Annotated in this window: 13 protein-coding genes and 4 tRNA genes; 6 read left to right on the top strand and 11 right to left on the bottom strand. The window is 48.0% G+C overall.

Features of this window, described 5'->3' with window-relative positions:
- Positions 1 to 12 precede the first annotated feature (12 nt).
- Both ASG33_RS09500 and ASG33_RS09495 read left to right on the top strand, forming a co-directional pair.
- The gene (locus ASG33_RS09500; RefSeq protein ID WP_056283596.1) at positions 13 to 1,734 is read left to right on the top strand and encodes a RagB/SusD family nutrient uptake outer membrane protein; all 1,722 of its coding nucleotides are present in this window, start codon (positions 13 to 15) and stop codon (positions 1,732 to 1,734) included.
- A gap of 113 nt (positions 1,735 to 1,847) precedes the next feature.
- The gene (locus ASG33_RS09495; RefSeq protein WP_056283593.1) at positions 1,848 to 4,727 is read left to right on the top strand and encodes a glycosyl hydrolase; all 2,880 of its coding nucleotides are present in this window, start codon (positions 1,848 to 1,850) and stop codon (positions 4,725 to 4,727) included.
- 81 nt (positions 4,728 to 4,808) lie between these two features.
- Here the strand turns inward: ASG33_RS09495 and ASG33_RS09490 are convergent.
- The 11 genes from ASG33_RS09490 to ASG33_RS09435 form a co-directional block, all read right to left on the bottom strand.
- A tRNA-Ser gene (locus ASG33_RS09490) sits at positions 4,809 to 4,895 on the bottom strand.
- Between the two features lie 61 nt (positions 4,896 to 4,956).
- A complete protein-coding gene (locus ASG33_RS09485) occupies positions 4,957 to 6,030 on the bottom strand; it encodes an asparaginase (RefSeq protein WP_056283588.1) in 1,074 nt (357 codons plus the stop codon).
- A gap of 7 nt (positions 6,031 to 6,037) precedes the next feature.
- Positions 6,038 to 6,796: a TatD family hydrolase gene (locus tag ASG33_RS09480; RefSeq protein WP_056283585.1), complete on the bottom strand. Its 759-nt coding sequence runs from the start codon at positions 6,794 to 6,796 to the stop codon at positions 6,038 to 6,040.
- 134 nt (positions 6,797 to 6,930) lie between these two features.
- Positions 6,931 to 7,941, bottom strand: coding sequence for a glycosyltransferase (locus ASG33_RS09475; RefSeq protein WP_056283584.1), 1,011 nt, complete (start codon positions 7,939 to 7,941; stop codon positions 6,931 to 6,933).
- Positions 7,931 to 8,566, bottom strand: a complete 636-nt coding sequence (locus tag ASG33_RS09470; protein WP_056283581.1) for a polysaccharide deacetylase family protein — start codon at positions 8,564 to 8,566, stop codon at positions 7,931 to 7,933. Before ASG33_RS09470 ends, ASG33_RS09475 begins: the two co-directional genes overlap by 11 nt.
- 127 nt (positions 8,567 to 8,693) lie before the next feature.
- Positions 8,694 to 10,202: a glutamate synthase subunit beta gene (locus tag ASG33_RS09465; RefSeq protein WP_056283578.1), complete on the bottom strand. Its 1,509-nt coding sequence runs from the start codon at positions 10,200 to 10,202 to the stop codon at positions 8,694 to 8,696.
- A gap of 57 nt (positions 10,203 to 10,259) precedes the next feature.
- A complete protein-coding gene (gltB, locus tag ASG33_RS09460) occupies positions 10,260 to 14,843 on the bottom strand; it encodes a glutamate synthase large subunit (protein WP_082489161.1) in 4,584 nt (1,527 codons plus the stop codon).
- Between the two features lie 417 nt (positions 14,844 to 15,260).
- Positions 15,261 to 15,683 (bottom strand): STAS domain-containing protein, encoded by a 423-nt coding sequence (locus ASG33_RS09450; RefSeq protein WP_056283570.1) that lies wholly within the window; start codon positions 15,681 to 15,683, stop codon positions 15,261 to 15,263.
- A gap of 56 nt (positions 15,684 to 15,739) precedes the next feature.
- The gene (locus ASG33_RS09445) at positions 15,740 to 16,672 is read right to left on the bottom strand and encodes a phosphoribosylaminoimidazolesuccinocarboxamide synthase (protein ID WP_056283568.1); all 933 of its coding nucleotides are present in this window, start codon (positions 16,670 to 16,672) and stop codon (positions 15,740 to 15,742) included.
- A 14-nt stretch (positions 16,673 to 16,686) separates the two neighbouring features.
- On the bottom strand, positions 16,687 to 17,406 hold the full coding sequence (locus ASG33_RS09440; protein WP_056283565.1) for a hypothetical protein: 720 nt from the start codon (positions 17,404 to 17,406) through the stop codon (positions 16,687 to 16,689).
- 40 nt (positions 17,407 to 17,446) lie between these two features.
- Positions 17,447 to 18,409: a VWA domain-containing protein gene (locus tag ASG33_RS09435; RefSeq protein ID WP_056283561.1), complete on the bottom strand. Its 963-nt coding sequence runs from the start codon at positions 18,407 to 18,409 to the stop codon at positions 17,447 to 17,449.
- Between the two features lie 130 nt (positions 18,410 to 18,539).
- On the opposite strand from ASG33_RS09435, the gene ASG33_RS09430 reads away from it, so the two are divergent.
- The 4 genes from ASG33_RS09430 (at position 18,540) to ASG33_RS09415 (ending at position 20,516) form a co-directional block, all read left to right on the top strand.
- Positions 18,540 to 18,626 (top strand) — tRNA-Ser (locus ASG33_RS09430).
- Positions 18,627 to 18,702: 76 nt separating this feature from the next.
- Positions 18,703 to 18,776 (top strand) — tRNA-Pro (locus ASG33_RS09425).
- A 167-nt stretch (positions 18,777 to 18,943) separates the two neighbouring features.
- Positions 18,944 to 19,017: transfer RNA gene (locus tag ASG33_RS09420), tRNA-Arg, on the top strand.
- A 602-nt stretch (positions 19,018 to 19,619) separates the two neighbouring features.
- The gene (locus tag ASG33_RS09415; RefSeq protein ID WP_255356506.1) at positions 19,620 to 20,516 is read left to right on the top strand and encodes a transposase; all 897 of its coding nucleotides are present in this window, start codon (positions 19,620 to 19,622) and stop codon (positions 20,514 to 20,516) included.
- The last annotated feature ends 28 nt before the right edge of the window (positions 20,517 to 20,544 follow it).

Below are 20,544 nucleotides of genomic sequence, written 5' to 3'. Positions count from 1 at the left end.
AACATTATTAAAATGAGAAATATACTTTCAAGAAAATCCTTCTGGGGACTGATGATGCTGGCAAATCTGACCAGCTGCGACAATGATGGTTTTTTGAAGGAAAACCCTAGTACTTTTTACACGGTTGACAATGCATTCTCCACTTCTGCGCAGGTAGACCAGGTTTTGGTGGGCGCCTATGCCCAGGTCCGCGACCTCTGGGCAAACCCGGCGGAGGAAGGGTGGATTTTTGTACTGCGGGGCAATGGTACCGATATGTACGATGTGGCCAGTATCCGCAAAGGCTCCACATTCAACAACTACGGGTTGATTAATGCAGACAATGGTACGTTCTACAATATTTACAGCACGTATTATCAGCTGATATCGAAAGCAAACCTGGCCTTGGAGGCCGCGCAGCTTCCGCATATCACCTTTTCTTCGGAAGCAGAAAAGGCCAATATCATTGCGCAGGCGAAGTTTTTCCGCGCTTATGGTTATCGTAACCTGGCCGAGCTTTTCGGAGGGGTATCATTGGTGACTACCGTTTCAAAAGTACCGCAATATAATTTTGAGCGGGCTACACGCGTGGAAACGTATCAGTTTGCTATCAATGATCTTTTGGAAGCAGAAAAAGATTTACCTGAAACCACCGTGAGCGGCGGCCGTGTGGTGAAAGGCGCAGCACAGCACTATCTCGCAGAATTGTACCTGGCAATGGGCACGCAGCTCGTTGCAGAAGGCAAATCGGCGGAAGGTCAGGCGGCATTCGGACAGTCTATTGCCTATGCCAACAAGGTGATCGATGGCGGGACTTATTCTTTGATGACCTCACGTTTCGGATCAAGAAGTACTGAGGCGCAGGGCAATGTGTACTGGGATTTGTTCCAGGAAAGAAATGTGAACTATCAGGACGGAAACAGGGAATGTATCTGGGCGTTGCAGGTGGATTACGCGGCCTACCGTGCAGAAGACGGGAGATCCAAATTACCTTATTCCCGCACCTACGGACCGGTTTTTCGTGATGGTGCCAAAGATCACCTGACTGGTACACTGGAAGACGTAGGCGGTCGCGGTATCGCACAGATTATCCCTACAATGTATGTAAGAGATGGCGTTTATGCAGACAAATTCGGCGCGGACCTTCGCAATTCGGAAATCGTGTTCCGCCGGGTGTTTAATGGAAATGTGAGCACATCGCCTTACTACAAAAAGCCGGTTCCCTGGGAAGTATTGTACAATGGAAGCAGCGACGCGACAACCAATTTGAACAATACCAGCCTGGTATACCCGGTATCCTGCAAAATCGCGACGGACAAATACACAGGTCTGGCTGACGGTGAAAACATGAGCAACCTCTTCCGTGACGATTATTTTATCCGTCTTTCCGAAACCATTCTTTTGCGTGCCGAAGCGAAACAACGCACAGGTGACAAAGCAGGCGCAGCGGCCGATATCAATTTGCTGAGAACACGCGCCCAGGCTACTTACAAAGTGACTGCGGCGGATATGGACGATAAATTCAGCATGATCCTGGATGAGCGCGCGCGTGAACTGATTTATGAAGAAGCAAGGTGGAATACGCTGCTTCGCATGGGCGGCACGATTGCAGTGGACCGTATCAGACAATATGCGTATTGGCCGGAGGCAAAGGCTACGCTTACATTCAACTACAATCTGTGGCCGATCCCGCAAACCATTATTGATACGAACAAGGATGTGGCGCTTGAACAAAATCCGGGCTGGCAACGATAGCAAGGGGAATGTTTTAGTGTTAATTTAAAGCAGTAGCCCGGATTTCGGTTCGGGCTATTCTTTTAAACTCCTGATCTTTTTGACCATTTTTATTTAAAAAAATTACTGATCCAATGCTTCAAAAATTAAGATCATGTTGCCTGATCGCCATACTGGCGGTGCTATCATTTGGAACTGCATGTGCTCAGAAAAGTACCGCCATTATCGAGCCTTCCGTTTTTCAAAACCCGACTTCGGACTACGGTATCCGCTGCTGGTGGTGGTGGCTGAATGGGAATATCGATAAAGAAACCATCACGCGGGATTTGGAAGAAATGAAGGCCAAAGGTTTCAGCGGCGCCTGTATTTTCGATGCCGGTGGTGCTGAGCAGCGCGGGAATGATCAGGTTCCGGAAGGCCCGATGTTTGGCTCGCCGGCTTGGCAGGAGCTCTATGTGCATGCCATCAAGGAGGCCGACCGGCTTGGGCTGGTGATGTCGATGAGCATTCAAAGCGGCTGGAATCTGGGCGGGCCCGACGTTACCCCCGCGGAAACTGCCAAGCAGGTGGTTTTTTCAGAAACAAAGGTAAAAGGAGGTACAGCCGTCAATATGGAACTGACTATGCCCGAAGTGCGCTATGATTACTACCGCGACATTGTAGTACTGGCGGTCCCTTCCAAAACCTTTACAAACCGTGCTCCGATCAGCGATTTAGCTAATAAAGCGGCCACCCGCGAGGTAGGTGGTTCCGCTCCTGAAACGCGCCCGTTATTAACTGATATTCCCGGAACCCCGGGCGAGGAGGATGCCGCTTTGAAGCAGGTAATCAACATTACCAAACATTTCAAAAATGGAAAACTCAGCTGGAAAGCGCCCGCCGGAGAATGGACGATCCTGCGAATGGGATTCACGCCCACGGACGCCGAGGTTTCCACATCGAGCGGCAAATGGCAGGGGCACGTGATCGATTATCTGAGTGAAAAGAATTTTAACCGGTATTGGGACACGCACGTAGAGCCGCTGCTCAAAGCGATCGGGCCCATGGCTGGTAAAACGCTGAGGTACCTGCAGACGGACAGTTTTGAAGCAGGCGGTTTGAACTGGACCGAAGGTTTTGAAAAAGAATTTATCAGATACCGCGGCTATGATCCGATTCCGTATCTGCCCGTACTTGCTGGCAAAATCATAGAAAACCGCGAGGTAAGTAACCGGTTCCTGGCCGATCTCCGCAAAACGCTGGGCGACCTGATTTCCGAGAAACACTACGGTACATTTGCAAAACGCGCCGGCGCATACGGGATCGGGCTGCAGCCGGAATCTGCCGGGCCGCACGCGGGTCCATTCGACGGATTGAAAAACTATGGTCACAGCGAGATCATGATGAGTGAATTCTGGTCACCGTCGCCACACCGCGCCCGGCCGGTTGATCGTTTTTTTGTAAAACAGGCAGGAAGCGCAGCCAAGATATTTAATAAGAAGCTCGTAGGTGCAGAATCATTCACGACTATCGGCCCGCATTGGAATGACGTAATGTGGTCGGATATGAAACCCAGCGCTGACCATGAGTTTTGCGCGGGACTGAACCTTGTTTACCTGCATACATTCACCGCCTCGCCGAAAGCGATGGGCCTTCCCGGTCAGGAATATTTCGCAGGTACGCATTTTAATCCCAATGTAACGTGGTGGAACCATTCAACGGAGTTTATCAAATACCTGACCCGTTGCCAGTACCTGCTGCAGCAAGGCACTTCCGTGGCCGACGTGCTCTATTATTACGGCGATCACTCTCCCAATATCGGCAGGCTCAAAGAGGATGATCCGGCAGGCGCGTTGCCGGGATTTGACTACGACCTGATCAATGAGGACCGGCTGCTTGCATTGGAAGTAAAAGACGGGAAACTCGTTTTGCCACACGGCGTTTCCTACCGCGTGCTGGCTTTGCCGGATCACAAAACGCTGTCCCTCGCGGCTCTGACTAAGGTGGAAGCATTGGTGAAAGCAGGTGCGACTATTATTGGAAACAAAACGGTCACAACGGCAAGTCTGGTGAAATACCCTGCTTCTGAGCAAAGTCTGAAAAAGATCGCCGACGCACTTTGGGGCACTGAAAATCAGGCGACGGGCTCGCGCAAAGTAGGAAAAGGTCTGGTGGTTTGGGGGCAGAATGCGGCTGAATACCTGCGCTCGGCAGGAGTTGCGTTTGATATGGAAGTTGTAGAAAAGGAATCGGGCAGTCGCTATGATTACATTCACCGCGTGACGCCGGATACCGATCTTTATTTTATCAGCAGCCAGAATCGCGCTGCTTCGAAGATGACCGCAGCATTCCGCATTTCGGGCAAGCAGCCGGAACTTTGGAATGCGGTAACCGGCGAAACGAGGCCAGCCGCCGCATTTACCCAAAAAGATGGTATCACTTATGTGCCGCTTCAATTCGATCCTTACGGTTCCATTTTTGTTGTTTTCAAAAAGGATATCGAAAAGTCTGGTAACGGTACTGCAAAGACTAATTTCCTGGAATATCAAACGGTTACAACACTTCACGGTGCCTGGGATGTGGCATTTGATACGAAATGGGGCGGGCCAGAAAAGGCGGTATTCACCGAGCTGACCAGCTGGACCGACCGGAATGAACAGGGGATCAAGTTTTATTCAGGTAAGGCGATTTATTCCAAAAAGTTTGATGTAAACCCGACTTCGAGCACAGGGAAATCCGTATTTCTGGATTTAGGAGAAGTAAAAGATATCGGTATCGCGAAAGTGACTTTGAATGGAAAAGACCTGGGTATCCTTTGGGCGCCGCCGCTACGGGTGAATGTAAGCGGACTTTTACGCGAAAAAGACAATGATTTGCAGGTAGAAGTTGTGAACACCTGGCGGAACCGCCTCATCGGTGACCGGACAAAACCGGTAGAAAAGCGATTGACCAAAACGAATGTCAAAGTGCTGGAAAGCTGGCAACTCACACATTCCGGGTTACTGGGGCCAGTGCGGGTGCTGATTGCTGACTGAGGTTTGTGGCTTTACATATTTATCAGCTGATTCGCGGGCATTAAAAAAGGTCAATTTTCATATCGAAAATTGACCTTTTTGCAGAGGGGAAGAGATTCGAACTCTCGATACAGTTACCCATATACTACCTTTCCAGGGTAGCTCCTTCAACCACTCGGACACCCCTCTATTTTGTGGTTACGGGGTGCAAATATAACAAAGCTGAGCTGTAATACAAATCCGGGGTGAATCAAATGCTCATTTCTCCCCGTAATGGTGTTCCCAGCAGCTGTACGCACTTTTGATAATCGGTTTCTATTCCGAAAACGAACATCATCTTGGTTATGGCGGCTTCGGCTGTGATGTCGGAGCCGCTTACTACGCCGGCCTGCTGCAGGTATTTACTGGTTTGATATTGGCCCTGCGCAACGCGGCCGCCGTCGCATTGCGATACATTGAAAATCACGATCTCTTTCTCAATTGCTTTGCTGATCGCGCTGAGGAACCAGATGTCGGTCGTTGCATTGCCTGCGCCGAATGTTTCTAGCACGATGCCACGCAGATTTTCAATGCCCAGAATGGCCTGAACTACTTCCGGACTAATGCCAGGGAACATCTTCAAAAATGCCACACGCGTATTCAGGGAGCTATGAACGATCAATCCCGCATTTTGCTGGTAGGGTTTGATATACGGGAAATTGTAGTCGATATGCACGCCCGCTGTTGCGAGTGGGGGATAGTTCTCTGAGTGGAATGCATTGAAGTCAGAGCTTTCTTTCTTTTTAGAACGGTTGCCGCGCAACAGCGAAGAGTTGAAGTAAATGCATACTTCGGCAATGATTGGAGTGCCGTCCGGATTTCTTGCAGCCGCCAGTTCCAGTGCCGTAATCACATTTTCCCTGGCGTCCGACCGCGCTACACCGATCGGCAGCTGTGCGCCTGTCAGGATTACGGGTTTGTTCAGATTTTCCAGGAGGTAACTCAGAGCTGACGCCGTGTACGCCATTGTATCCGTTCCATGCAGGATCACAAAGCTGTCATACTGATCATAATGCGTGCCGATAATCTGTGCAAGTTCAACCCATATCTCAGGGTTTACATTCGAAGAATCGATGGGCTTTGGTAATGAAAGGAAAGTGATCTCGAAATCAAGCCGGCTTATTTCCGGCACTTTTTCAATGATCTGCTCGAAATTAAAGGGCACCAGTTGCCTGTCCTTCGTTTCATACACCATCCCCAGCGTACCGCCGGTATATATCACAAGTACGGAGCCGGAAGTTGGCGCCGGTGAAATGGGGTTAATGTGGATTTTGGAATAATTCATACTTAGCTTACCTGAGAAGACTTAACGCATTTTGAGTCGTAGCGGCGATGACTTCTGTTTTTGTTATTTGTTTCAAATCGGCAACGCGCTGCGCGACGATATCAATGTACGAAACTTCATTACGTTTCCCGCGGTAGGGTACAGGCGCCAGATAAGGCGCGTCGGTTTCGAGCACCAGATGTTCCAGCTCTATAAACGGGATCACTTTATCCAATCCGCCATTCTTGAATGTAGAAACGCCGCCGATTCCTAGTTTAAATCCAAGCTCAATGGCTTTTTTCGCCTCGTCCAGATTTCCTGTAAAACAATGGAATATTCCATTCAGCTGGCTGTCGCCAAATTGCTCGATCAGGGCTACTGTCTCCCGGAACGCATTTCTGCTGTGGATATCAATCCAAAGATCATGCTTTCGGGCGAGCTTGCATTGGTACAGAAATGCCTTTTCCTGCTGCTCCCGGTACGTCACATCCCAATACAGATCCATCCCGATCTCACCTACGGCAATAAACGGATATTTGTCCAGCCACTCTTCCATGATCTGTAATTCCTTTTCAAAATCATCCTTCACGTAAGTCGGGTGCAGACCGATCATAGGAAGACATTTTTCCGGAAAAGCCCGCGCAAGTTCCATCATCGGCGCAATAGTACCCGAATCACAGTTAGGCATCCAAATCTGCTCCACACCACCCATCCAGGCCCGTTCAAGCATAGCAGCCCGGTCATCATTATAGTCGTCGCTGTAAATATGTGCGTGGGTTTCGATCATGGGAGGGGAATGAGTGAATGAGTGAATGAGCGATTGAGTTTATGAGTGCTATAAAACCGCTTTTTCCAAAAAGCAAAAAAGTCCCTTTAGGGATTTAGGGTATGAAAGCCGACAGCCGAGAGCCGACATCCCCCTCAGTACTCCCTCCCTTTCCAAACCGTCTTCCCTGGTGAATAATAGTTCACCAGCATGATCGGACCAATGCTTACCATGTAGAACCAGAATAACAATGCGGCTTTCCATAGGTCGGGTTGTTTCAGCATAATTATCGCGATCAGGGAAATGACTGTAATCAATAGGTAATACTGAATAACGCTCGTTATGGGATCAATGGGGAGCCAGAGCGATACCAAAAAGAGCAGGGGTACGATCAGTGATGAAACGAAAAGGCTGAGCTTGGTGACCCAGAATGATTGCATAACTCCCTGCATCCACCTTCTCCGCTGTTTCAGAAGTTCAGAAAAAGTATTTACAGGCTCCGAAATGCTGAGAACCTCTTCTTTGTACGCCATTTGAAAGTCAAAACGGCTGTCTGCAATCGCGATAAAGAGTGCGTAATCCTCCACGATCGAGAATCCAATCTTCTCATAACCTCCGATAGCGAAATAAGCTTCTCGGCTTACCGCCATATTATTGCCCATTCCGGTAATGGGAATTTTGAGCAGAGAAAAAAATCGGGTGACGGTCAATGCGAAAAGCCACTCCATCGAAAGCAGATCAGCCAGGAAATGTGACTTTTTCATTCTTGTAAGACCTACGACAACACCCGTATTTGGTTTGAAGTGCGGGAGCATTTCTGCAACCCAGCCGGGCTTCACGGCGATGTCCGCGTCACAATAGAAAAAGTAGTCACCGGTTGCGAAATGTGCGAGCTGAGCCAGCACGTTGGCTTTTCCTTTTAGCCCCGCAAGCTGACTGGTGATTTTATGATATTTAAATTGGGGTTTGTCAATGCAAAATTGGTGTACGAGTAAAGCTGTATGATCGTCTGAATTATCGTCTCCGATCAGTATTTCAATTTCTCCTTCCGGAAACCGGAGTGCATTCAGCGATTGCAGGCACCTTTCTATATTTTGTTCCTCATTTCGGGCTGCTACAAGGATACTGATGCGCGCGTGCCTGTTTTCAATAGAATCAAATGCCATTCCACTTCATTGGTAAAGCTTCGAAAGTAAACCCTTTCTCTGCATAATGTTCAAGATACCTGGGTAAGGTAAACTGCATATTTCTGGCGGCTTTGATGCTGTCGTGAAACAGCACAATGGATCCGTTCCGGGAATATTGTATCGACTTTTGCAAAACTGTATCGGGAGTCAGCTCCTGTGAAAAATCAGCAGTCAGCACATCCCACATAATGATCTTCCTGTTTTGCAATACTACTTTCGACTGCGTTTTCCTTATTCTCCCATAAGGCGGGCGGAACAGAACCGTAGATAAAGCCAGTTGCTCGTCGCATTTCTGAATATTACTGAGGTATTCCTGGTCATCAGTTTTCCACCCGTTCAAATGGTTGAACGTGTGGTTACCAATAGTATGCCCGGCCGCCAGCACTTTGCTGAAAATATCGGGATGCTTTCGCACATTGTCCCCAATGCAGAAGAACGTCGCCTTCGCATTGAAATCCCGCAGGGTGTCCAGTACAAATTCTGTTATATCCGGAATCGGGCCATCGTCAAATGTGATGAAAAGCTTTTTCTCATCCGTCTTAATGCGCCAGGTAAACCCGGGGAAAAATGCCCGTAGCCAGAATGGGGAATTGTGTAAAAACATGAACTATGTGTCTGTTCAGACGAAATTTTCGACCAAATATAGGGGTATCAAAAGTAAGAAGCTGCCCGGATTGGACAGCTTCTTGTCAAAAGATATTGGAAGACAGACTTGGATTGTCTGTTATTGATCAGGCGTGAGCAAATACCGGATTGAACATGGACAATGCTTTTGCTTCCAAAAACGATTCTCCTGTCAGGAACTCATCCACAGCTCTGGCAGCCTCGCGGCCTTCGCTGATCGCCCAAACTACCAAAGATTGTCCGCGGCGACAGTCGCCTGCTGCAAACACTTTTTCGTTGGTAGTAGATTGGTAACCATTGGTTTTGATGTTTCCTCTTTCGTCAAATTCCAGTTCCAGGTCGGTAAGCAGACCTTCCTGTTGCGGGTGCAGGAAGCCAGCGGCCAGGAATGCAAGCTCGCAGGGAATATTCCGCTCGCTGCCAGGTACTTCTGCCATTTGCATTCTACCCGTCTCAGGATCTTTCTGCCAATCCAGGTCGACGATTTTCAGCTCTTTCAGGTTGCCGTTTTCGTCACCCACGAATTCCTTGGTATTGATTGACCAATGTCTGTCGCAGCCCTCTTCGTGTGAAGTCGACGTGCGTAGCATCATCGGCCAGTTTGGCCATGGCGTACTTGCGTCGCGCTCTTTTGGAGGGATTGGCATCAGTTCAATCTGGGTAACAGATTTCGCACCGTGACGGCCAGAAGTTCCAACACAGTCAGAGCCAGTATCACCACCACCAATTACGACAACATGTTTGTCTTTTGCGATTATCTGTCCATTCACATAAGCAGCACCGCGGTGATCGAATTCAGGATTGATACCGGCTACTCTTTTGTTTTGCTGGCTCAAAAACTCCATTGCAAAATGTACACCTTTCAAATGGCGGCCTGGAATTTTCACGTCCCTCGGCACAGTTGATCCCATTGTCAGAATAACTGCGTCGAACTCGTTGGTCAGTTCATCAGCTTTGATATCCACACCCACATTTACATTGGTCCGGAATTCAACGCCTTCTGCCTCCATTACTGCAAGGCGGCGATCGATCACGGATTTAGCCAGCTTGAAATCGGGGATACCGTAGCGTACCAATCCGCCGATCTTATCGGCTCTTTCCAGCAGCACTACTGTATGACCAGCCTGATTAAGCTGGTATGCAGCCGCCATACCCGCAGGTCCTGATCCCACAACGGCCACTTTTTTGCCGGTGCGAGTTTTAGGAATACGTGGTTTTACAAGGTCCAGCTCAAATGCTTTTTCTATAATGGCTTTCTCGATGTATTCGATAGCTACCGGCGGCTTGTTAATGCCAAGTACGCACGAAGCTTCGCAAGGAGCCGGGCAAATGCGGCCGGTGAATTCAGGGAAATTGTTGGTTGACGAGAGGATCTCGTAAGCCAGCGCCCAGTTTTCATCGTACACTGCGTCGTTGAATTCGGGGATGATATTTCCGAGCGGGCAACCATTGTGACAAAAAGGAATGCCGCAGTCCATACATCGGGCCGCCTGCTGTTTGGAATTAGAGTCCGTAGGTGCCGTTTCAATCTCACTGTAATCCCTTATGCGCTCATCAACACTTCTCTTTTTAGGCAATTCCCTTTCAAACTCTAAAAATCCGGTTGGTTTTCCCATTATTAACTTCTTATTAAATCGTTATTCAAATTGATTAACTAACTGACAGAGAAAATTTTATTGGTGAACAACATCTACGACGATGTCTTTGTAAACCACATTCTTGTCTGCTATCTGCTGTGCAAGCGTTATGCCGCGACCTTCCAGCGCCTTTCTGAAATCCGAAGGCATCACTTTTACAAACTGCTTCACAGACTGCTCCCAGTTCTGGATCAGCTGGAATGCGATATTGCTGGTAGTATATTGGAAATGTTTGTCAAGATACTCGCGCAAAATGCTCTGGTCTTCTGCATTAAGCGGTTCAAGCGAAACCATTTCCATATTTACTTTTTCACGGAAGTCGCCCACTTTGTCAAGCACGTAAGCTACGCCGCCCGACATACCTGCTGCGAAGTTCCGGCCGGTCGAGCCGAGGATAATCGCAAGACCACCTGTCATGTATTCCAATCCATGGTCGCCCACACCTTCCACTACCACCTTCGCACCCGAGTTACGCACGCAGAAACGCTCTCCGGCAGTTCCGCGGATGTAAGCATCACCAGAGGTAGCGCCGTAGAATGCAACGTTACCGATGATGATATTTTCTTCCGGTTTGAATTTCGAATCACGGTCCGGATAAACGATCAGCTCAGCGCCGCAAAGTCCTTTTCCGAAATAATCATTGGCATCACCTTCCAGTTCCAGACGCACGCCATTGGTATTGAATGCACCGAAGCTCTGGCCCGCTGTACCGCGGAATTTGAAATGGATATTCCCTTTTGGAAGTCCTGCGCCGCCGTGCTTTTTCGAAATCTCGTTCGAGAGCATGGTTCCAAGCGAGCGGTTCAGGTTATTTACCGGGAACTCACCATAAATTTCTTCTTTGTTTTCCAACGCAGGTTTCGCTGCTTTGATCAGCTCGATATCCAGGATACTGTCAATTCCGTGATCCTGCTCTTCCTGCTTGAATTGTGCGACAGACAAATCCCCTTCTTTGTAAAGGATTGCGTCGAAATTCAGGTTTTTATATTTCCAATGCTTGATATCGTTGCGTAATTCAAGATACTGCGCCTGTCCGACCATCTCATTTACAGTGCGGAAACCAAGCTGTGCCATGATCTCACGCAATTCCTGCGCCATGAAAGTGAACATATTCACCACATGCTCAGGCTTGCCCGAGAACAATGCACGCAGCTCTTTGTTCTGCGTAGCCACACCTACCGGACAGGTATTCATGTGACACTTACGCATCATAATACAGCCAGCGGCAACGAGCGCAGCAGTAGCCACACCCCATTCTTCGGCACCCAGCAATGCAGCGATCGCAAGGTCGCGACCGGTACGCAGCTGTCCGTCAGCCTGAACCGTAACTCTTCCGCGCAGCTTGTTTTTAACCAAAGTCTGGTGCGTTTCAGCCAACCCAAGCTCCCAGGGCAAACCTGCGTGACGAATGGAGCTCAATGGAGATGCACCTGTTCCGCCATCATAACCCGAGATCAGGATGTGATCCGCATGTGCCTTGGCAACACCGGAAGCAACGGTACCCACACCAGCTTCGGATACCAGCTTCACGCTGATCCTTGCCTGGCGGTTTGCATTTTTAAGGTCAAATATCAGCTGCGCCAAATCCTCGATAGAGTAAATATCGTGGTGGGGCGGGGGAGAGATCAAGCCTACTCCTGGTGTAGAGTGACGTGTACGTCCGATCCAGTCATCTACTTTAAATCCTGGAAGCTGTCCGCCTTCACCTGGTTTTGCACCTTGCGCTGTTTTAATCTGCAATTCCCCTGCATTGCTCAGGTAGTGGCTGGTTACCCCAAAACGGCCGGAAGCAACCTGCTTGATCTGAGAGTTCATGCTGTCGCCATTTGGCAAAAGCTTGTAACGCAGCTCATCTTCACCACCTTCACCAGAGTTGGACTTACCGCCAATGCGGTTCATCGCGATAGCAAGGGTAGTATGCGCTTCCCACGAAATCGAACCGAAAGACATTGCCCCGGTCGCGAAACGTTTGAAGATACTTTCTACGGGTTCAACCTGCTCGATCGGAATGGATGTTCCTTTCTTGAAACGCAGCAGTCCGCGTAATGTTAATGCCTTGTGACTTTGGTCGTCGATCAGCTTCGAGAATTTCTTGAACTGCTCGTAGCTGTTGTTCCGCGTTGCCTGTTGCAGCATGTGGATCGACTGCGGGTTGAAAATGTGCGCTTCACCACGCTGCTTCCACTGGTATACACCGCCCACTTCCAGTCTTGGCTTGTGCTCGGGTGTCTCGTGGTAAGCTACTTTGTGGCGTACCAGAATCTCACGTGCAATCTCGGAAATCCCCATTCCGCTGATGCGGGAAATGGTACCTGTGAAATATTTATCAACCACATCTTTGTTCAAACCAACACACTCGAAGATCTGAGCACCCTGGTAAGACTGCAATGTAGATATCCCCATTTTGGAGAAGATCTTCAAAAGCTCTTTGTTAACTGCTTTGATATAGTTGTAATGCAGTTTTTCATCTGTAAATTCTCCATCGATCATGCTTTTCTTATTCATGTAAGAAAGCGTTTCGAATGCCATATACGGACAGATACCCGCAGCACCGTAGCCGATTAGTGTCGCAACGTGGTGCGTTTCCCAAACATCACCTGCCTCTACAAGCAAGCCAACCTTTCCTCTCAATCCTTCGCGGATCAGGTGGTGGTGAATCGTGGCAGTAGCAAGCAGGGAAGGAATCGGAGCGTGGTCGGAGTCAATCGCACGGTCGGACAGGATCAGGATTTCAAATCCATCCTCAATCGCATCCACTGCATACCGGCAAATGCGTTCCAATGCACGTTCCAGCGCTTTTCCGCCTTCGTCAGCACGGAAATATGTATTGATAGTTTTAGCCTGAAATCCATCCTTATCCACAAAACGCAGCTTGTCAAATTCCTGAACGGAAAGCAGCGGGTGCGGCAATGCGATCTGGCGGCAGTGTTTTGGGGTTTCGGTTAAAATGTTTTCGTTACCTCCAACAAACGAAATCAGCGACATAATTGACCGCTCCCGGATCGAGTCGATCGGCGGGTTGGTTACCTGTGCGAAAAGTTGCTTGAAGTAAGTCGATAAATGCTGGCTTTGATCAGAAAGTACTGCCAAAGGAACATCTGTGCCCATTGAACCAATCGCTTCCAGGCCAGTCTGCGCCATAGGAGCCAGGATCATTCTCAAATCTTCCGAAGTATATCCGAATGCAACCTGGCGTTTCAGCAATGAAGCTTCGTCGTAAGCACGGTAAGTACGGATCGGGTGATCGAGCTGGTCAACGTGCAGCTTGTTTTCATCCAGCCACTTCTGGTAAGGCTGCGCCGAGCAGACAGATGCTTTAATTTCTTCGTCAGGAATAATGCGTCCCTGCTCCATATCTACCACGAACATACGTCCTGGCTGAAGGCGACCTTTCATCACAACGCGCGACTGGTCTACTTCCAAAACACCTGCTTCTGACGCCATGATAATGGTATCATCGTCCAGTACCCAATACCTCGAAGGACGAAGTCCGTTCCTGTCAAGGGTAGCGCCTACCATTTTTCCATCCGTGAATGAAATAGAGGCAGGTCCGTCCCAAGGCTCCATAATGGCGGCGTGGTACTCGTAGAATGCGCGTCTTTCCGGATCCATTTGCTCGTTTCCGTCCCAGGCTTCCGGGATCAGCATCATCATGACGTGAGGTAGCGAGCGGCCCGACAAGTGCAGCATTTCGATCGCATTGTCAAGATTGGCGGAGTCCGACTGGTTCCTGTCGCAAATTGGCAGGAGCATATCCATTTCTTCTTTTGTGAAGAAGTCAGAGTGGAAAGACTTTTCGCCTGCACGAATCCAGTTTACATTCCCTTTTACCGTATTGATCTCGCCATTGTGAGCGATATACCGGAAAGGCTGCGCCAGTTCCCAGGAAGGGAAAGTGTTGGTCGAGAAACGGGAGTGGACTACTGCGAGTGCAGATACCACGGATTCGTTTTCAAGATCAGGGAAATAATATTTGAGCTGAGCAGTTGTCAGCTGTCCTTTATATGAAATGGTGCGGCAGGAAAGCGACGAGTAATAGAAGCTTTTTGCACCACCTTTTACAGTGTCTTTGATGAGCCTGGTTGAAACCTGACGCAGTATGAACAGCTTCCTTTCGAAAGCCGCATCGTCGGTGATATCATCCGGGCGTTTGATGAAAACCTGCTCCACAGCGGGCTCCACAGACAGTGAGCCTTCGCCCAATGTATTGTTAAGCGTAGGTACCTTCCTGTATCCGAGCAAATGCAGGCCAAGCTTTTTCATTTTTCGGTTCAGGATATCACGGCATTCCTCACGGATGGTTTCATCGCCGGGAAAGAAGATCATTCCTACTCCATATTCTCCTGCAGGAGGAAGGTGGAAACCGAGCTTGGTAGATTCCTCTACAAAAAATTCATGTGGCAGCTGAATCAGGATTCCGGCACCATCGCCTGTGTTCGGGTCAAAACCGGTTGCGCCCCTATGTTCCATTCTTTCTAACATATGAATGGCGTCAGCCACGATCTGGTGTGACTTGCGGCCCTTAATGTTAGCCCGGAAACCTATTCCACATGCATCATGCTCAAATTCCGGGCGGTACAGTCCCTGATTTTCTACCATTGATTCAGACATTTGCGACATTTAACTGAGATTGTAGCGTAATTACCAAATTCGTAATTAGAATTTGTTTAAATAACAGAGTTAAAAAAATTGCTAAAACACCTTTGTGTTATGAATAGGGTAAAGCCACGCAAGATAATCATAAAAAATATTTGGCTTATTACGACAATGGCAAAATTTTCTATCAGCTTGTGTTTTTTGATTTTTTCGTCACAATTATTATAAAAATATTGATAAAAAGGCAAGAAGCAGCCACAATCCTTGGTAAAATGGAAATGAAAAACCTTGTTTTTGCCAACTTGGAAGATTGCAAAATACTCCTTGGGAAAGTGTCAAAAAGGGGGAGAAAGGAGGAGGGAGGGCAGGGAGGGAGGTGTCAGTAAAAAAGCCACTTCCGGTGTTACTCAGAAGTGGCTTTCCTTTTTGAGAATGCTGTTATCAGGGCTCTTTGGATTCGCTTACGCCTTCATAATCCTCGTCGTCGTAATCATCGTCGCCGGCACCAAACTGGTTTTCCAGGTTATGCATGAAAACCGCGTCGATCGCCTCTTCCTTCGTCGGAAGGATATTCAGGTCCGGGATCTTCAATCCTTCGAGCAAATCGATAAAATCATCGTCACGCGTTACGATCACCAGTAAGCCAAGATCATTGGCACACAACCAGTTTATTTTTTTCAATATCGCGGTACCCGGCGCATCCACCGATTTAACGGTTTGCATGTTGACAATCAGGCTGTGGTATCCCTCCCTGAAAAGCGACCGGGCAGTATCTTCGAATGCTGCCGGTACATCGCCCGCAAAAGCAGGCTCTTCCAGCTCGATATAGACGTATTGTTCTTTCTTTTCCAGTTTAAAGTTCATTGTTGGTGTTGTTTGGTCAAAACAATAGTTTGAATGAAATTTTCTAAATCAGCTTTTTATAGTGTTCTGAGAATTGCTTCCTCAATTCTTTTAAGCGGGTTGTCCAGGTTGTTCTTCTGGAAACTGTGACCGGTGACTTTTTCAAAAAGCTCGATATAGCGCGCAGAGATCAGTTCTATGCGTTCGTCGGTCATTTCTGGCACCGATTGTCCCTCTTTTCCCTGGAACCCGTTTTGAATCAGCCATTCTCTTACAAATTCCTTGCTAAGCTGCTTCTGGGGTAGTCCTGCCTGTTGATTTTCTGCGTAAACATCCTGGTAAAAATACCTGGAAGAATCCGGCGTATGGATTTCGTCGATCAGGTAAATAACTCCGTCAAGTTGCCCGAATTCATATTTCGTATCCACCAGTATCAATCCCTGATCTGCCGCCATTTCGGTTCCTCTTGCAAAAAGAGCGAGCGTGTATTTTTCAAGCTGTGCATACTCGTCTTCGCTTACAAGTCCCTGTGCAAGTATCTCTTCTCTTGAAATGTCCTCATCGTGGCCTTCGTGGGCTTTTGTAGTGGGCGTGATGATCGGCGTCGGCAGTTTGTCATTTTCTTTCAGCCCATCAGGCAGAGACACGCCGCAAACAGTGCGTTTGCCAAGCGAATACTCGCGCCAGGCATGACCAGCAAGGTAGCCTCTCACGACCATTTCCACCGGGTAAGCCCGACATTTCAGACCAATGCTCACATTTGGATCTGGCACTTCCAGCAGCCAGTTTGGTACGATATCGGAAGTTGCATTTAAAAAGTGCGCTGCTATTTGGTTCAAAACCTGTCCTTTGTACGGTATTGCGCGGGGCAGTATCACGTCAAATGCGGAGATCCGGTCGGTAGCAACCATCACAAGGCGTTTTTCGAAAGAATAAACGTCCCTCACTTTTCCTTTGTAAAATCCTGTCTGTCCTGGAAACTGGAAGTTGGTTCCTGAAATGCTATTCATGTTTTATATTAAAATTACCACTCTATTTCGTCGTTCTTCTTGGCCTGGCTGTTGTACTGCTTTCTGCGGAGCTGGTAAATATATTGGCTTTCGTTCGATTTCATCGCATCCAATATCGCCCTCGCCTGATCCTCAGACATATTCATTTGTTTCAGACTTTTCAGCAGTTCTTCTTTCTTGGCATCGTTGGTCAGCTCGCGGCCGTCCGTCTGCGGACTTGGTTCTGCCGGCCGGTTTTCCTCCATTTTGTTCTGCTGGGCCGACTTTTGTTTCTTGGTAAGCACATCCGAATCTGCCTCCTGACCTGAAAAATTCTTTTTCAGGATGATGTAATTCTGCCGTGCGAGGTCATTTCCAGGTTCAAGCCGCAATGCGGTTTTTAGACTCGCCAGAGCATTGGCTGTATCTTTCCGTTCCACTTTGATCAATGCGATCTGTGTGTTGGCAATGGAAGCAATCGACTGATCATCAATGTCGCTCAGCAGAAGATAGTGCTTCAATGCAACATTGTATTTCCGCATACTGTAATAAGAGTGGGCCAGATTAAGCCGCGCTGCCGGGTCCGAAAAAATGGACCCATAGGTGATCTGACTGTAAAGGTCTGCGGAACGTGCGAATTCTTTGCTTTGGTAGGCTTGCTCAGCGTCAATTTTGCGCTGATTCGCTTTGGTGATGGAATCGAACGTCCGGTTATCCCAAAGCCAGAGCAGGACATAAAGAACAAGAGCGGTCATATCGATCGTGATATTGAAGCGCAAAAATAGAAATTGATCGTTACAGTCGGAAGGTTCCGATGGTAATTAAAATATCCAGCAGGATCAGAATAAGGGCCGCGCCAAGGAAGTAGTAGTATTTGTTACTAACCACAGTGATAGTACGTGAATCTACCAGAGTACCTTCCTGCTGGTTCACATCATTGAGCAAACGGTTCATCTCGTTCCTGGAATTGTTCAGCTCGTAGTAATTTCCACGGGATGCATTCGCCATTCCCTGCAAGAAACTCTCGTCAACGCGGCTGATGATCAGCTTATCGTTTTGGTCCATTAACGGTTTCCCATCCTGCTGAATACTGATTCCTACTTTTGTCCCAACCCCGACTGCATAAAAGCCAATCCCGAAACGCCGGAGGTTATTATAAAGCGAGCTGCTGCACGCGCTGGCATTTTCCCCATCGGTAAAGAGCACAATCATTTTCGATCTTCCGGTCGGATCCGATGCATTCATCAGCTTGTCGTAAGCCAGTTCCACGGAGGGGCAGATGTTGGTGCCGCTTGTGGGCAGCAGATCGGTTTGCAGCGACTGGATAAATAATTCCAGTGCATTGCGATCATATGTCAGGGGTACGTGGATAAAAGCTTCGTTGGAGAAAACAATAATTCCGACCCGGTTGGCTACTTCATTCTGTACAAAACGGTTGATCTCAAACTTTACCTTTTCAAGCCTCGACGGAGTCACGTCAGCAGCGTCCATTGACTTGGACAGATCAACAACCAAAAAAACATCCTTACCCTTCGCTTTGATGTCTCTTTCGGCCTCCCCGAACGAAGGTCCGAGCAGACTAATGATCAAAAGTGAGAAGGTAATGGTCCGTAAAAAGAGTTTGATGATAAGCGTCCGTGCGGTGGTTTGCAGCTGTCGGGCAATGCGTACGGTGCGAATAATGTAGGCTACGTATACGAAGATGAAAAAAAATACAAAAAAATATTCAGTGCTTCCAAAGGGATAATTCCAGTTCATAATGAACGTCTTGGGTAATTTTAATCTTCGCCAAAAATAGGCATTTGCAGCTTCTATTAAAGTTTTTTTGCGCGAATGTTTGCTTTTCTGAAACGCAACCCTCTATATTTGCAACCCAGAACGGAAAGAAGGAGGGATGGGTGAGTGGCTGAAACCAGTAGTTTGCTAAACTGCCGTACTCGCAAGGGTACCGCGGGTTCGAATCCCGCTTCCTCTACACCGATCTAAAAATAGAGTAACAAGAGGAGCTGATCCTTGACGAAATCAGAATCAGCTTAACAAGTAAAATACCTCGGGGAGTGGCGCAGCCCGGTAGCGCATCTGGTTTGGGACCAGAGGGTCGCAGGTTCGAATCCTGTCTCCCCGACATAAGAAATAAGGAATGATAGGTAGCGCATCTGGTTTGAAACCAGAGAGTCGCAGGCGGCGCCCGCTGGTGTTCGAATCCTGTCTCCCCGACAACAAAAAAGGCAGTAAGCCGTATGCAGATACTGTTTACTGCCTTTTTCTTTGAAAGAGTAAATCAAGTTTTCCGGTCCCGTAGCTCAGTTGGATAGAGCAACTGCCTTCTAAGCAGTAGGTCTTTGGTTCGAATCCAAACGGGATCACGTAAAGGCACACGAAAGTGTGCTTTTTTCATTTATAAATAAATTCGAACAAGGCAGGTGGCAAAGCAACTGCCAGGACTACTTAAGGATCAGTCCTAAAATTTGGGGGGCGGCGAAAAATGTATTTGTTTTGCGATGAATCAATATTGAGCGCATTGCAAGAATCCTATTTAGCCCTAGTCCGCTTCCTGTTACCTGAGGACATCCTCGGCTAGGYGCCCCCGATTACTTCGAACTTTCTAAAATCGTKGAAGGCTTAACAGGCCTGCACATCTATCTGGAAGAAAAAAATCTCCCTCCTTCCGAATACAAAGACCAAAAGTTAGAATCAAAAGGCTTCCTGCCCGAGATTTACGTCCAAGATTTTCCCATTCGCAATCAGAAGGTTACGCTTTGCATTAAGCGTCGGCGCTGGGAAGTCAAGGATACGGGTGAGATTATCAGCAGGGATTGGAATATTGTGCAACGGGGGACTCGGATGACCAAAGAGTTCGCCGATTTTTTAAAAACAATGTATTGATAATAATCCTGTTAGTTGTTCTCAGTTAGGCAAATACTTTCATCTCGACGGCAAGCAGCTTCAACAGCAGTATAAAGACCATATAAGCGACTACAAAGACTGGGATCAACGCGAGCATGCGGCCGAATGGCTTTTGTACCCAGGAAACACCGGCACCTATCTAAGCATTGATGAGACATCACTCTCGAATGGTGAGCTTTACACAATTGTGACTAATAAGGCAGCCAAGGGCCGCAAAGGCTCATTAGTAGCGATGGTCAAAGGTACGCAAGCAGGCTCTGTCATCGAGATATTAAAGAAGATCCCCAGGCGCATTCGTGATAAAGTACGGGAAGTGACGTTGGATATGGCCGCTAATATGGGATTGATCGTAAGTCGATGCTTTCCAAAGGCATCCAAGGTTATAGACCGCTTTCATGTCCAGAAATTAGCATATGATGCTGTCCAAGAAATCCGGATTCAACATCGTTGGCAAGCATTGGATCAAGAAAATCAAGCTATTGAAGATGCTAGGCAGGCCAGTTTGGTCTACCAGCCCGAGATTCTTGCCAATGGTGATACGCTAAAACAATTGTTGGTCAGAAGCAGGTACTTGCTATTCAAGCATCATGATAAATGGACCGCCTCACAGGTTCACCGTTCCAGGCTGCTTTTTGAGCGTTACCCGCTTATTGGGCAGGCTTACAAGCTAGCAACAGGTTTGGGAACTGTTTTTAGGGTTTGCAAGTCCAAAGAACAAGCATTTAAAAGGCTTGCGCTTTGGTACAATGCAGTGGAAGATTGCGGCCTTGATTCGTTCAAAACTGTCGCCAGGTCTATTCAGACACATTATTTGGATATCCTCAACTTCTTTAATAACAGCAGTACCAATGCTTCCGCTGAGTCATTCAACGCCAAAATCAAGGCTTTCAGGGCCTCATCCAGAGGTGTGAGGGATATTCCGTTCTTCCTATTCAGGATCACGAAACTTTATGCTTAATCTCACCCCAAGAATTCTGCTTGATCCG

Origin of the sequence: Dyadobacter sp. Leaf189 (genome assembly GCF_001424405.1) — a bacterium.
Lineage (GTDB): Bacteria > Bacteroidota > Bacteroidia > Cytophagales > Spirosomataceae > Dyadobacter.
Note: the sequence above shows the minus strand (reverse complement) of the source record. Positions and strands in the feature narration are given on the sequence as shown.